This is a genomic window from Quadrisphaera sp. DVD1, from assembly GCF_058932755.1.
Map to the genome: position 1 here is coordinate 1 of NZ_JBZYWI010000083.1, position 12,795 is coordinate 12,795.

The following is a 12,795-nucleotide window of genomic DNA, read 5'->3' on the forward strand; positions in this document are numbered from 1 at the left end:
ACCGGTCCGGAGGAGACCGCCACCCCGGAGGTGTCGGAGTGCAGGCGGATGCCGTGCAGGCGCCGGCCGGTCAGCGTCGCCGCGACGCCGTGCGCGCCCTCGTGGGCGATCGTCACGAGGTGGCGCAGCCGCGGCCACGTCGAGCGGGCCAGGACGCCGGCCAGGGCGAGGGCCGCGGCGCCGAGCACCAGCCACAGGGGCGGCTCCGGTGCGGTGGTCACAGCCCGGGCCCACACCTCGTCCGCGAGCGCCCGCACGTCGTCCACGCGGGCATCGTGCCCGCCGCGCCTGTGCCGCTCGGCGGAAACCGGTGGACCGGGGCTGAGATCATCCTCCGGTGAGCGCAACGCTGGTGGCCCGCGGCCTGGGCGCCGGGCACGCGGCCCGAACCCTCTTCTCCGACCTCGACCTCGTCGTCGCCCCGGGCGACGTCGTCGGCCTCGTCGGGGCGAACGGCGCGGGGAAGTCCACGCTGCTGCGCCTGCTCGCGGGCGTGGACGAGCCGGCGTCCGGGACGGTGTCGCTGAGCCCGCCCGACGCCACGGTGGGCTGGCTCCCGCAGGAGGTCGAGCGGCGCGCGGGCGAGACCGTGGCGCAGCACCTGGCCCGGCGCACCGGTGTCGCGGCGGCGCAGGAGGCGCTCGACGCCTCGACGGAGGCCCTCGCCGCGGAGGCGCCGGGGGCCGGTGACGCCTACAGCGCCGCCTTCGACCGGTGGATGGCGCTGGGCGCTGCGGACCTGGAAGAGCGCACCGAGCAGGTGCTCGCCGACCTCGGTCTGCGCGTCGACCCGGGGGCGGCCATGACGTCCCTGTCCGGTGGCCAGGCGGCGCGGGTGGGCCTGGCGGCGCTGCTGCTCTCCCGCTTCGACGTCCTGCTGCTCGACGAGCCGACCAACGACCTCGACCTCGACGGCCTGGCCCGCCTGGAGCGGTTCGTGGCCGAGCAGCGCGCCGGGGTCGTGCTCGTCAGCCACGACCGCGAGTTCCTGGCCCGCTCGGTGACCACCGTGGTCGAGCTCGACCTGGCGCAGCAGCAGGTCGGCGTCTACGGCGGCGGCTACGAGGCGTACCTGGAGGAACGAGAGGTGGCCCGGCGCCACGCCCGCGAGGCGTACGAGGAGTACGCCGACACGAAGTCGGGGCTCGAGGGCCGGGCGCGCATGCAGCGGAACTGGATGGCCAAGGGCGTGCGCGACGCCGCCAGGAAGTCGAGCGACCCCGACAAGTTCATCAAGGCCAGGAACCGGGAGTCCTCGGAGAAGCAGGCGGCCAAGGCCCGCCAGACCGAGCGCCGGATCGAGCGGATGGAGGTCGTGGAGGAGCCGCGCAAGGAGTGGGAGCTGCGCTACTCCATCGCCGCGGCGCCGCGCTCGTCCTCGGTCGTGGCGACGCTGCGCGGGGCGGTCGTCGAGCGGGGGTCCTTCACCCTCGGCCCCCTCGACCTCCAGGTCGACGCCGGCGACCGGATCGGCGTCACCGGGCCCAACGGCGCGGGCAAGACCACCCTGCTCGCGGCGCTGCTCGGGCGGGTGCCGGTGGACGCCGGGTCGGCGTCCCTGGGCGCCAGCGTCGCCATCGGCGAGGTCGACCAGGCCCGCGGGCTGCTCACCGGCCCGGGGTCGCTGCTCGACGCGATGGCCGCCGCGCTGCCGGACTGGCCCGACGCCGAGGTGCGGACGCTGCTCGCGAAGTTCGGGCTCAAGGGCGACCACGTCGTGCGCCCGACGGCGTCGCTGTCACCGGGTGAGCGCACGCGCGCCGCCCTCGCGCTGCTGCAGGCCCGCGGGGTGAACCTGCTGGTCCTCGACGAGCCGACCAACCACCTCGACCTGCCCGCGATCGAGCAGCTCGAGGCGGCGCTGGAGGAGTACACCGGCACGCTGCTGCTCGTCAGCCACGACCGGCGGATGCTCGAGGCGGTGCACCTGACCCGCCGCTGGCACGTGGACGCCGGCCGGGTCACCGAGGCCTGAGGCCGCACCCCTCGCCGCCGCTCAGTCGCGGCTGCGGTCGGGGACGAACGGCGGGCGCACCACCTGGCAGGGCAGCGGGCGCCCGCGGACGTCGACGACGACCTCGTCGCCGGGCCGCACGGCGGCGTCGAGCAGCGCCAGGGCGATCCCCTGCCCCAGGGTCGGGGAGAAGGTCCCCGAGGTCGTCCGCCCGACCGGCCGCCCCGCGGCGTCCAGCACGGCCATGCCCGCCCGCGGCACGCCGCGCCCCTGCGCGAGCAGCCCCCAGGAGCGCCTGGCGGGCCCGGCCGCCCGCTCGGCCAGCAGCGCGTCGCGGCCGGCGAAGGCGGGCTCGTCCCAGCCGACCGCCCAGCCGAGGCGGGCCTGCAGCGGCGTGACGTCGGTGCTCAGCTCGTGCCCGTGCAGGGGGTAGCCCATCTCGGTGCGCAGGGTGTCGCGCGCCCCGAGCCCGCACGCCGCCCCGCCCAGCGGCCGGGCGGCGGCCAGCAGCGCCTCCCACAGCTCCCCGGCGTCCTCCCAGCGCGGGAGCAGCTCGTAGCCGCGCTCGCCGGTGTAGCCGGTGCGGCAGACGGTCACCGGCAGCCCGCGCCAGGCCGTGTCGACGAAGGTGAGGTGGTCGATGCCGGCGGGCAGCCCGACGGCGTCCATCGCGGCGTCGGCGAGCGGGCCCTGGACGGCGAGGACGGCGAGCTCGGTGTGGGCGTCGACGACCTCGACGCCGGGGGGTGCGGCGGCCCGCAGCCGCCGGACCACCTCGCCCGCGTTCGCGGCGTTGGGCACCAGCAGGACGTCGTCCGGCTCGCGCACGTACGCGATGAGGTCGTCGACCACCCCGCCGGTGGCGTCGTCGCAGCACAGGGCGTAGCGCGCCCGGCCGGGGTGCAGCCGCGCCAGGTCGGCGGTCAGGACGGCGTCGGCGAGCGCCACCGCACCCGGCCCGGCCAGCGCGACCTTGCCCAGGTGGCTGACGTCGAAGACGCCGACCGCGCCGCGCACGGCGGCGTGCTCGCGCAGCACCCCGCCCCCGGCGTGCTCCAGGGGCATCGACCAGCCGGCGAAGTCCGCCATCCGGGCCCCGGCGAGCAGGTGCCGGGCGTGCAGCGGCCCGTGCCGCGGCCGGCCCGGCCGGAGGTCCTGCGGTGGCGCCGTGACGTCGTCCACCGGGGAACCGTAGCCACCGCTGCGCCTGCCGCGCCGGTGCCCGAGCGCGATCGTTACGCTCGAGCCATCCTGATCTGCACCCCCCGAGGAGTCCTGTGACAACGCTCAGCGCCACCGGCAAGACGCCGCAGACCGCCAAGGCCGACGCGCTCGTCGTGGCCGTCGCCTCCGGTCCCGAGGGCGGTGCCGCGCAGATCCTCGGTGCCGAGGCGCTCCCCCGGGGCCTGCGCACCACGCTCACCAGCGTGCTGGCCGGGCTCGGCGTGACCGGCGCTGCTGACGAGGTCCGCCGCGTGCCCACCGCCGGTGAGCTGCCCGCGCCGATCCTCGTGCTCACCGGCATCGGCCGGGTCGGCGCCGGCGGCCCGGACGCCGAGGCGCTGCGCCGTGCGGCCGGTGCCGCCACCCGCGAGCTCGCCGGCACCTCCAGCGTCGCCCTGGCCCTGCCGGCCGAGACCCTGGAGCAGGCGGTCGCCGTCGCCGAGGGCGCGCTGCTGGGCGCCTACGCCTACCGCACGTACCGCCGCCGCTCGGCCGCCGCCGTCCGCCCGCCGGTGGAGCACCTGGAGCTGCTCACGGGCCTGCACCGCGACCGCGCGCTCGAAGACCGCCTCGAGCGCGCCGTCGTGCAGGCGCGCGCCGTGGCCGCCACCCGCGACCTCGTCAACGCCCCGCCGGTGGACCTGTACCCGGAGACCTTCGCCGAGGCCGCGCGCGAGCAGGCCAAGGGCCTGCCGGTGAAGGTCAGCGTGCTCGACGAGGCCGCGCTGGCCGCCGGCGGCTACGGCGGCCTCATCGGCGTCGGGCAGGGCTCGGTGCGCCCGCCGCGCCTGGTCAAGGTCGCCTACGCCCCGCGCGGGGCGCGCACGCACCTGGCGCTGGTCGGCAAGGGCATCACCTTCGACTCCGGGGGCCTCTCCCTCAAGCCCCCGGCGGGCATGGAGGCCATGAAGAGCGACATGGCCGGCGCCGCCGCCGTGCTGCAGACCGTCCTGGCCGTCGCCCGCCTCGGCCTGCCCGTGCGGGTCACCGGCTGGATGGCGCTGGCCGAGAACATGCCCTCGGGCACCGCCCAGCGGCCCTCCGACGTCCTCACCACCTACGGCGGGCGCACCGTCGAGGTGCTCAACACCGACGCCGAGGGACGCCTGGTGCTGGCCGACGCCCTCGTGGCGGCCGGGGAGGAGGAGCCCGACGCGATCGTCGACGTCGCGACCCTGACCGGTGCCCAGGTCGTCGCCCTCGGCGCCCGCGTCTCGGCCGTGATGGGCAACGACGAGGCTTTCACCGCCCGGGTGCTGGCCGCCGCGCGCCGCTCCGGCGAGCAGTTCTGGCCGATGCCGCTGCCGGAGGAGCTGCGCGCCAGCATGGACTCCCAGGTCGCCGACATCGCCAACATCGGCGACCGCAAGGGCGGCATGCTCGTGGCCGGCCTGTTCCTGCGCGAGTTCGTGCCCCGCCGCGGCGGCAAGGGCGCCCCGGCCGACGCCCCGAGCACCCCCTGGGCGCACCTCGACGTCGCCGGGCCGGCCTTCAACGAGGGCGCGCCGCACGGCTACACCGGCAAGGGCGGCACCGGCGTCGCCGTCCGCACCCTGCTGGCCCTGGCCGAGGACCTCGCCGACGCCTGAGGCGCGGCCGCGCCGACCACCGGCGCGGCCCACGAGCAGCCCCCGTCCCGGAAGGGCCGGGGGCTGCCGTCGCCTCGCCCCTTGTGCCGGCGTCCGGGGACGCCTAACGTACAACCGCATGGTTGTACGACTGGAGCCGGCGGCCCAGGACCGCGTCTTCGCGGCCCTGGCGGACGGCACCCGCCGCGACATCGTCGCCCGGGTGCTGCAGCAGGAGGCCTCGGTGACGGTCCTGGCGGAGGGCTACCCCATGTCCTTCGCCGCGGTCCAGAAGCACGTGGCCGTCCTGGAGCGGGCCGGGCTCGTGCGCAAGGAGCGGCGCGGTCGCGAGCAGGTCGTGCGCGGCGACGTCGAGACCCTCCGGGCGGCCGCACGGCTGCTCGACCAGTACGAGGACCTCTGGCGCGGTCGGGTGGACCGCCTCGCGCAGGTCCTCGACGACGCCGAAGGAGACGCACCATGACCGTCGTCAGCACCAGCCAGGACGCCGAGGCCCTCACCTTCACCCTCGTGGCGGACCTCGCCGCACCCCCGGCGCGGGTCTGGCAGGTCTGGGCCGACCCGCGCCAGCTCGAGCGCTGGTGGGGCCCGCCGACCTGGCCCGCGACCTTCACCGAGCACGCCGTCGTCCCCGGTGGCACCTCGGCGTACTCCATGACCGGACCGGAGGGCGAGCAGGCCCACGGCTGGTGGCGGGTCATCGCCGTCGACGAGCCCCGCTCGCTGGAGTTCGAGGACGGCTTCGCCGATGCGACCGGCGCCCCCGACCCCTCGATGCCGACCATCCGCGCGCGGGTGGAGCTCACCGAGACCTCCGGCGGCACGCGCATGACGATGACGTCGCAGTTCTCCAGCGCCGAGCAGATGGAGCAGCTCGTGGGGATGGGCATGGTCGAGGGCATCACCGCGGCCGCGGGCCAGATCGACGAGGTGCTCGCCGCCTGAGCCCGGCGCTCGGCCTCACCACAGGTCGCCGTCGCGCCAGTCGCAGGTGAGCGGGGCGTCGAGGTCGAGCGGGACGCCGGCGGGCAGGACCAGCACCGAGCCGTCGTCGTCGGGCGTGGGCACGACGCCGGCGGGGGTCAGCGCCGACGTCGGGCCCCGCCACGCCAGCCAGCCGCGGGAGGCGTACAGCGGCTCCCCCGCCTCCGAGGTGCTCAGCGCGCCGGCGTCGTAGGCGCCGCGCACGAGGTCCTCCAGGGCCGCCACCACCGCCGACCCGTGGCCGCGCCGGCGGTGGTCGGCGCGCACGGCGACGCCCTCGACGTACCCCACGCGCAGGGCCCGCCCGGCGTGCAGGAGGCGCCGCTGCACCACGGCGCCGTGCCCGACCAGCTGGCCGCCGTCGAGGACGAGGGCGTGCATCCCGCCGAGGGCGTGCTCCCAGTCCTGCGCGGAGAAGCCGTCGCCGAACGCCTCGGCGAGCAGCGCGCGCACCCCCGCGAGCACCTCGCCGTCGAGCTGCGCCGCGTGCGCCACCCGCACCTCGCACCCGAGCCCGCTCATCGCCCCGCCCCCTGCTCGCCGCCGGCTGGTGGATAGCGTCGCCCCTCGTGGCCCGACCCCTCGCCGACCTCCCGCCCTACGTCTACGGCACCACCCGCCTCGGCGGGGACGACGTCCCCCGCGAGCAGCAGCTGGCGATGGCGCGCACGGCGATCGACGCCGGGCTGTGGCTGCACACCTCCCGCCAGTACGGCCACGCCCTGGAGGTGCTCGGCGAGGCCGTCGCCGAGACCGCGCAGGCGCGGCCGGGCGCCGTCCCGCCCGTGGTCGTCAAGCTCGGCGGCGGCACCGCGGACGACGTGCGGGCCACCATCGCGGAGAACACCGGCCCGCTGGGCCTCGACGCGGTGACGATCGGCCAGCTCAGCCCGGTCTCGGGCCTGGAGGACCAGCTGGTCTCCGGCGGTCCGGTCCTCCAGGAGCTGCGGCGGATCAAGGACGAGGGCCTCGTCGGCCGCTTCGTGCTCGAGCTCTTCCCGTGGACCTCCGCCGCACCGCTGGCCGCGCTGCGCGCCGGGCACCTGGACGACCTCGTCGACGGCTACATCTTCTACCTCAACCCCCTCCAGCGGTTCGCCGCGAACGAGCTGTGGGACGAGCTGCTGGAGCGCGACGCGAGCATCGTCGCGATGCGCACGGTGTGCGGCGCGCCCGTGCACGCGCTGCGCGACGTCCCCGGCGCCGCCTGGCGGCCCTACCTGCAGGAGCGCGCGGTCGAGGTCGCGCCGGTCTTCGAGCGCTCGGGCGTGGCCAGCTGGACCGAGTTCTGCGTCCGCTTCGCCCTCAGCACCCCGCAGGTCGTCGCCACGGTCGGCTCCACGAGCCGGCAGGAGAACCTCGACGAGCTGGTGCGCTGCGCCCGCGACGTCCAGCCCCTGCCCGCCGACGTCGTCGAGGAGCTGTTCGCGCTCCAGCGGCGCTGGTCCGCCGAGGTCGACGTCCACGCCGAGCCCTGGACCATGTGAGCGCGGACGCCGCTCAGGCGCCGCGCTCCTCGGCGCGGCGCCGCGCCGTCCAGTCCCGCATCTTCGGCGGGTAGCCGGTGAGGTTGACGTCGTAGACCGGGATGCCGAGCCGCCGCGCGAAGGCGCCGGCGGTCGCCGGGTCGGGCACGCGGCGGCGGGTCCACTCACCGTCCTGGGCGATGAGCAGCAGCGTCGTCGGCGTGACGTTCGTCGCCGGCTCCACGTAGGCCTCGACGCCGGTGCGCGAGCGCGCGAACGCCTCCAGGTGGGCGCTGTCGGGGCTCGACGGGCCCGAGCGGCCGGCTCGGGAGGGACGGCCGGCAGCGGCCGAGCCGCGGCGGCGCCAGCGCGAGAGCAGACCCATCAGCCCACCGTAGCCGCGCGATCTCCCCCGGTGGCCCACCCCGGCGCGGACAGTGCCAGGATGGGTGCGCTGTTCCTGCCGATGCTGCCTCAGGAGGGTCACGTGGCTGAGTCCACCGACGGCCAGATCTACGACGTCGTCATCCTGGGTGGTGGCAGCGGCGGGTACGCCTGCGCCTTCCGCGCCGCCGAGCTCGGGCTCAGCGTCGCGCTGGTCGAGAAGGACAAGCTGGGCGGCACCTGCCTGCACCGCGGCTGCATCCCGACCAAGGCCCTGCTGCACGCGGCCGAGGTCGCCGACGCCGCCCGCGAGAGCGAGCAGTTCGGCGTCCGCGCCACGCTCGAGGGCATCGACATGGCCGGCGTCAACAAGTACAAGGACGCCACCATCGGCCGCCTCTACAAGGGGCTGCAGGGCCTGGCCAAGGCCCACAAGCTCGCGGTCTTCGAGGGCCACGGCAAGCTCGTCGCCAAGGACACCGTCGAGGTGAACGGCCAGCGCGTGCGCGGCCGCAACGTCGTGCTCGCCACCGGCTCGTACTCCCGCTCCCTCCCGGGGCTGGAGATCGGCGGCCGGGTGCTGACCAGCGACACCGCCCTGAACCTCGACCACGTGCCGGGCAGCGCGATCATCCTCGGCGGCGGCGTCATCGGCGTGGAGTTCGCCAGCGCCTGGAAGTCCTTCGGCGTGGACGTGACGATCGTGGAGGCGCTGCCGCGCCTGGTGCCGGTCGAGGACGAGGCCGCCAGCAAGGCCCTCGAGCGCGCCTTCCGCAAGCGGAAGATCGCCTTCAAGACCGGCGTCCGCTTCAAGGGCGTGGAGCAGAGCGAGGACGGCGTCACCGTCTCCCTGGAGACCGGCGAGACCCTCTCGGCCGACTACCTGCTCGTGGCCGTGGGCCGCGGCCCGACGACGGCCGGCCTCGGCTACGAGGAGCAGGGCGTCACCGTCGACCGCGGCTTCGTCATCACCGACGAGCGCCTGCGCACCGGCGTGGACGGCGTCTGGGCGGTCGGCGACATCGTCCCCGGCCTGCAGCTGGCCCACCGCGGCTTCGCCCACGGCATCTTCGTCGCCGAGGAGATCGCCGGCCTCGACCCCGTGCCGGTCGTCGACTCCGGCGTCCCGCGCGTCACCTACAGCGACCCCGAGATCGCCTCCGTCGGGCTCAGCGAGGCCCAGGCGCGGGAGACCTACGGCGCCGACGCCGTGGAGACCTACGAGTACAACCTCGGCGGCAACGGGCGCAGCCAGATCATCGGCACCGCCGGCTTCGTCAAGCTCGTCCGCCGCAAGGACGGCCCCGTCGTCGGGGTCATCGCGGTGGGATCGCGGATCGGGGAGCAGGTGGGCGAGGCCCAGCTGATCGTGAACTGGGAGGCCTACCCCGAGGAGGTCGCCCAGCTCATCCACGCCCACCCCACCCAGAACGAGGCGATGGGCGAGGCGCACCTGGCCCTGGCCGGCAAGCCGCTGCACTCCCACGCCTGAGCGCCCCCCGGCGACCAGCGCTTCCCGACCAGCACCACCGCGACCCGCGACGATGCGAGACGGCCGCCACCCGTGGCCGGAGAGACAGGAGACCTGATGTCCGACTCCGTGCAGATGCCCGCCCTCGGCGAGAGCGTCACCGAGGGCACCGTCACGCGGTGGCTCAAGCAGGTCGGTGAGCGGGTGGAGGTCGACGAGCCGCTGCTGGAGGTCTCCACCGACAAGGTCGACACCGAGATCCCCTCGCCGGTCTCTGGCGTCCTGCAGGAGATCCTCGTCCAGGAGGACGAGACGGTCGAGGTCGGCGCCGCGCTCGCGGTGATCGGCGACGGCAGCGAGGGCTCGGCCGACGGCGGCGCCCCTGCGGCGTCCAGCGCCCCCGAGCCCGCCAGCGCCCCCGAGCCCGCCAGCACCCCTGAGCCCGCCAGCGCGCCCGAGCCCGCCGCGCAGCACGAGGCCGCCTCCCAGGCGAGCGCGGGGCAGCCCGCGGTCGAGAGCGAGGGCCCCGGCGGCGGCATGGTCGCCTCTCCCGACGGCGGCTCCTCCGGCGGGCAGGGCGGTGGCGGCGACGCCGTCCCCGTCACCATGCCGGCGCTGGGCGAGAGCGTCACCGAGGGCACCGTCACCCGCTGGCTCAAGGCCGAGGGCGACACCGTCGAGGTCGACGAGCCGCTGCTCGAGGTCTCCACCGACAAGGTCGACACCGAGATCCCCTCCCCCGTGGCGGGCACGGTGCTGCAGATCCTCGTGGCGGAGGACGAGACGGTCGAGGTCGGCGCGCGCCTGGCGATGGTGGGCAGCGCCAGCGGCGGCTCGGGCGGCTCCGACGGCTCCGACGACGCCGCGGGCGGCGGCCTGGCCGACGAGGTGGCGCTGCGCGAGCAGGCCGCCGCAGAGGCGCAGGGCCAGGTGGAGCAGAAGACCGCCGAGGCCCGCGGCGACGCCCCCGCCTCGTCCGGCCAGACCTCCGGCCGGCCCTCGGCGCCGGCGCAGTCGAGCCCGCCGAGCCGCGAGGACGCCGGGCAGAGCGCCGGGCAGTCCGACGCCGGGCAGCCGCAGAGCCAGCTCGCGCAGGAGGCCCCGGCCGACGGCCCGGAGCCGGAGCAGGTGCGCGAGGACTACAACTCCATCGCCCCGCAGACCGGCGGCCCGGTGCGCCCGCCGCTCGGCGAGGAGCCCGACAAGGCCCCCAGCGGTGACGTGTCCCCGTACGTGACGCCGCTGGTGCGCAAGCTCGCCGCGCAGCAGGGCGTCTCGCTGTCCTCGCTGACCGGCACCGGCGTCGGCGGGCGGATCCGCAAGCAGGACGTGCTCGACGCCGCCGAGCGCCAGCGCGCGGAGGCCGAGAAGGCCAAGGCCCCGGCCGCTGCTCCGGCGCCCGCGGCGTCCTCCTCGCCGTCCGCGTCCTCGCGCCCCGCCGTCCAGGTGGGCGCCAAGCGCGGCACCACCGAGAAGATGACGCGCCTGCGCAAGGTGATCGCCTCGCGGATGGTCGAGTCGCTGCAGGTCTCGGCGCAGCTGACCAGCGTGGTCGAGGTCGACGTCACGCGGATCGCCCGGCTCCGCGCCCGGGCCAAGGACGACTTCAAGGCCCGCGAGGGCGCCAGCCTGTCGTTCCTGCCCTTCATCACGCTCGCCGCGATCGAGACCCTCAAGCAGTTCCCGCAGGTCAACGCCAGCATCGAGGGCGACTCGATCGTCTACCACCCGCAGGAGAACATCGGCATCGCCGTCGACACCGAGCGCGGCCTGCTCGTGCCGGTGATCAAGGACGCCGGTGACCTCAACATCGCGGGCATCGCGCGGCGGATCGCCGACCTCGCCAAGCGCACGCGCGACAACAAGGTCACGCCCGACGAGCTCGGCGGCGGCACCTTCACCATCACCAACACCGGCAGCCGCGGGGCCCTGTTCGACACCCCGATCATCAACCAGCCGCAGGTGGCCATCCTCGGCACCGGCGCGGTCGTCAAGCGTCCGGCCGTGGTGACCGACGCCGACGGCGGGGAGAGCATCGCCATCCGCTCCCTGATGTACCTGGCGCTGTCCTACGACCACCGCCTCGTCGACGGCGCGGACGCCGGCCGGTTCCTGTCCGCGCTCAAGGCGCGCCTGGAAGAGGGCGCGTTCGAGGCGGACCTCGGGCTCTGAGGGCGAGCGGGAGGCGCCGGGGACAGCGATGAGGATCGTCGTCGCCGGCGCCTCCGGCATGATCGGGACGCCGCTCGTGCGTCGCTGGCGCGCCGCGGGCCACGACGTCGTCCGGCTGGTGCGCCGCGAGCCCACCGCGCCCGGCGAGGTGCGCTGGGACCCCGCGGCCGGCGTCCTCGACCCCGCCGCGCTGGCCGGGGTGGACGCCGCGGTGAACCTCGCCGGAGCGGGCGTGGGCGACCGGCGCTGGACGGAGGCCTACCGCCGGACCATCCTCGACTCGCGCACCGGCGCTACCGCCACCCTCGCCCGCGCGCTGGCGTCGCTCGGCACCCCACCGGCGGTCCTGCTGCAGGGCAGCGCGAGCGGCTACTACGGCGACCGCGGCGAGGAGGTCCTCACCGAGGCCTCCACACCGAGCGAGGAGTTCCTGGCACAGGTCTGCGTGGCGTGGGAGGCCGCGGCCGAGCCCGCTCGCGCGGCCGGGATCCGGGTGGCGTCGCTGCGCACCGGCCTGGTGATGGCACCCACCGGCGGGGCGTTCGGGCCCCTCCTGCCGCTGCTGCGCCTGGGCGTCGGAGGCCCGCTGGGCTCCGGGAGCGCGTGGTGGTCGTGGATCACCCTCGAGGACGAGCTGCGGGCGATCGACTTCCTCCTCACCGCCGACGTGGCGGGCCCGGTGAACCTCGTCGCCCCCGAGCCTGCCCCCGTCGGCGACCTCGTCAAGGCGCTGGGACGGGCGCTGCACCGGCCCGCGGTGCTGCCCGTCCCGGGCATCGCCCTCAAGGCGGCGCTCGGGGACTTCGCCGAGGAGGTCCTCGCCAGCCGCCGGGTGCTGCCCGAGGTGCTCACCGGGGCGGGCTTCACCTTCGCCTCCCCCGACGTCGCGTCCGCGGCGCGCTGGCTCACCGCGCGCTGACCCGCGCCGCTCCCCGGCCCGCGCTCTCCCGGCCCCCTCCTGACCGCACTTCTGGGGAGAAGTGCGGTTCCCGGGCCCCTCCTGACCGCACTTCTGGGGAGAAGTGCGGTTCAGTAGCCCTTCCTGACCGCACTTCTGGGGAGAAGTGCGGTCGAGGCGGGCGCAGCGCCGTCACCGGGTGTCGGCGACCTGCCACCGGCCGTCCTCGCGGGCGAGGACGAGCACCGAGGTCACGGGCTCGGACGCCGGCACCTCGGCCACCACCGCGCCGTCGCGGACCTGCCGGTGGGCTGACGTCACGACCGTCGTGCGCACGTGCGGGGTGTCGGCGCTGCCCCCCACGACGGCAGAGTCGAGGACCTCCAGCTCCAGGCCGTCGAGGCGGGTGCCGGCGACCGCGAGCGGCTGGAGGTTCGCCGCGTCCCCGGCGGCGGCGGGCGAGCCGGCGACGTCGACGGGCGCGAGCAGCCCGGGGTCGGCCTCGGCGTAGGCGCGCGCCCGCAGCGCCGCCAGCACCGGCACCGCCGCGGCTGGGTCGTCGCCGTGCAGCGGGTCCGCGGCAGCGCTCGGCTCGGCCGTCGGTGACGTGACCGGGGCGGCGGGCGCCGTCGGCGGCACTCCCGGTGCCACCG

Annotated in this window: 12 protein-coding genes and 1 pseudogene; 8 read left to right on the forward strand and 5 right to left on the reverse strand. The window is 76.2% G+C overall.

Annotated features, from left to right (window positions below):
- On the reverse strand, positions 1-266 hold a 266-nt coding region (locus AC5FZL_RS10600), incomplete at its 3' end, for a M50 family metallopeptidase (RefSeq protein WP_493618553.1).
- A gap of 71 nt (positions 267-337) precedes the next feature.
- Between AC5FZL_RS10600 and AC5FZL_RS10605 the strand changes: the two genes are divergently transcribed.
- A complete protein-coding gene (locus AC5FZL_RS10605; protein WP_493618554.1) occupies positions 338-1,975 on the forward strand; it encodes an ABC-F family ATP-binding cassette domain-containing protein in 1,638 nt (545 codons plus the stop codon).
- A 21-nt stretch (positions 1,976-1,996) separates the two neighbouring features.
- On the opposite strand, the gene gcvT is transcribed toward AC5FZL_RS10605, so the two are convergent.
- Positions 1,997-3,136 carry a glycine cleavage system aminomethyltransferase GcvT gene (gcvT, locus tag AC5FZL_RS10610; protein ID WP_493618555.1) on the reverse strand — a complete coding sequence of 380 codons (1,140 nt, stop codon included), beginning with the start codon at positions 3,134-3,136 and terminating at the stop codon, positions 1,997-1,999.
- Positions 3,137-3,231: 95 nt separating this feature from the next.
- Here gcvT and AC5FZL_RS10615 point away from each other — a divergent pair, with 95 nt between their 5' ends.
- The 3 genes from AC5FZL_RS10615 (at position 3,232) to AC5FZL_RS10625 (ending at position 5,712) form a co-directional block, all read left to right on the forward strand.
- Complete coding sequence (locus tag AC5FZL_RS10615; RefSeq protein ID WP_493618556.1) at positions 3,232-4,767, forward strand: leucyl aminopeptidase; 1,536 nt, start codon at positions 3,232-3,234, stop codon at positions 4,765-4,767.
- Positions 4,768-4,885: 118 nt separating this feature from the next.
- Positions 4,886-5,230, forward strand: a complete 345-nt coding sequence (locus AC5FZL_RS10620; protein WP_493618557.1) for an ArsR/SmtB family transcription factor — start codon at positions 4,886-4,888, stop codon at positions 5,228-5,230.
- A complete protein-coding gene (locus tag AC5FZL_RS10625) occupies positions 5,227-5,712 on the forward strand; it encodes an SRPBCC family protein (RefSeq protein WP_493618558.1) in 486 nt (161 codons plus the stop codon). The genes AC5FZL_RS10620 and AC5FZL_RS10625 overlap by 4 nt, the downstream gene beginning before the upstream one ends.
- Positions 5,713-5,727: 15 nt before the next feature.
- Here AC5FZL_RS10625 and AC5FZL_RS10630 read toward each other — a convergent pair whose 3' ends face one another.
- Entirely contained in the window at positions 5,728-6,273 is a 546-nt protein-coding gene (locus AC5FZL_RS10630; protein WP_493618559.1) for a GNAT family N-acetyltransferase, read from the reverse strand.
- Positions 6,274-6,320: 47 nt separating this feature from the next.
- Between AC5FZL_RS10630 and AC5FZL_RS10635 the strand changes: the two genes are divergently transcribed.
- Entirely contained in the window at positions 6,321-7,238 is a 918-nt protein-coding gene (locus AC5FZL_RS10635; RefSeq protein WP_493618560.1) for an aldo/keto reductase, read from the forward strand.
- 13 nt (positions 7,239-7,251) lie between these two features.
- On the opposite strand, the gene AC5FZL_RS10640 is transcribed toward AC5FZL_RS10635, so the two are convergent.
- Positions 7,252-7,602: an oxidoreductase gene (locus AC5FZL_RS10640; protein ID WP_493618561.1), complete on the reverse strand. Its 351-nt coding sequence runs from the start codon at positions 7,600-7,602 to the stop codon at positions 7,252-7,254.
- Positions 7,603-7,683: 81 nt separating this feature from the next.
- Here AC5FZL_RS10640 and lpdA point away from each other — a divergent pair, with 81 nt between their 5' ends.
- The 3 genes from lpdA to AC5FZL_RS10655 all read left to right on the forward strand — a co-directional run bounded on the left by lpdA (position 7,684) and on the right by AC5FZL_RS10655 (position 12,163).
- Positions 7,684-9,093: a dihydrolipoyl dehydrogenase gene (gene lpdA / locus AC5FZL_RS10645; RefSeq protein WP_493618564.1), complete on the forward strand. Its 1,410-nt coding sequence runs from the start codon at positions 7,684-7,686 to the stop codon at positions 9,091-9,093.
- 96 nt (positions 9,094-9,189) lie between these two features.
- The gene (gene sucB / locus AC5FZL_RS10650; RefSeq protein WP_493618562.1) at positions 9,190-11,244 is read left to right on the forward strand and encodes a 2-oxoglutarate dehydrogenase, E2 component, dihydrolipoamide succinyltransferase; all 2,055 of its coding nucleotides are present in this window, start codon (positions 9,190-9,192) and stop codon (positions 11,242-11,244) included.
- 28 nt (positions 11,245-11,272) lie between these two features.
- A complete protein-coding gene (locus tag AC5FZL_RS10655) occupies positions 11,273-12,163 on the forward strand; it encodes a TIGR01777 family oxidoreductase (RefSeq protein ID WP_493618563.1) in 891 nt (296 codons plus the stop codon).
- 171 nt (positions 12,164-12,334) lie between these two features.
- Here AC5FZL_RS10655 and AC5FZL_RS10660 read toward each other — a convergent pair.
- Positions 12,335-12,795, reverse strand: a pseudogene (locus tag AC5FZL_RS10660) (hypothetical protein); the annotation flags it as partial.

What these genes read in the sequence shown, in the direction of transcription:
- AC5FZL_RS10630 (WP_493618559.1), bottom strand. Translation starts at nt 6,273, where the DNA reads ATGAGCGGGCTCGGGTGCGAGGTGCGGGTGGCGCACGCGGCGCAGCTC.
- lpdA (WP_493618564.1), top strand. Translation starts at nt 7,684, where the DNA reads ATGCTGCCTCAGGAGGGTCACGTGGCTGAGTCCACCGACGGCCAGATC.
- AC5FZL_RS10655 (WP_493618563.1), top strand. Translation starts at nt 11,273, where the DNA reads ATGAGGATCGTCGTCGCCGGCGCCTCCGGCATGATCGGGACGCCGCTC.
- AC5FZL_RS10640 (WP_493618561.1), bottom strand. Translation starts at nt 7,602, where the DNA reads ATGGGTCTGCTCTCGCGCTGGCGCCGCCGCGGCTCGGCCGCTGCCGGC.
- AC5FZL_RS10620 (WP_493618557.1), top strand. Translation starts at nt 4,886, where the DNA reads ATGGTTGTACGACTGGAGCCGGCGGCCCAGGACCGCGTCTTCGCGGCC.
- sucB (WP_493618562.1), top strand. Translation starts at nt 9,190, where the DNA reads ATGTCCGACTCCGTGCAGATGCCCGCCCTCGGCGAGAGCGTCACCGAG.
- AC5FZL_RS10625 (WP_493618558.1), top strand. Translation starts at nt 5,227, where the DNA reads ATGACCGTCGTCAGCACCAGCCAGGACGCCGAGGCCCTCACCTTCACC.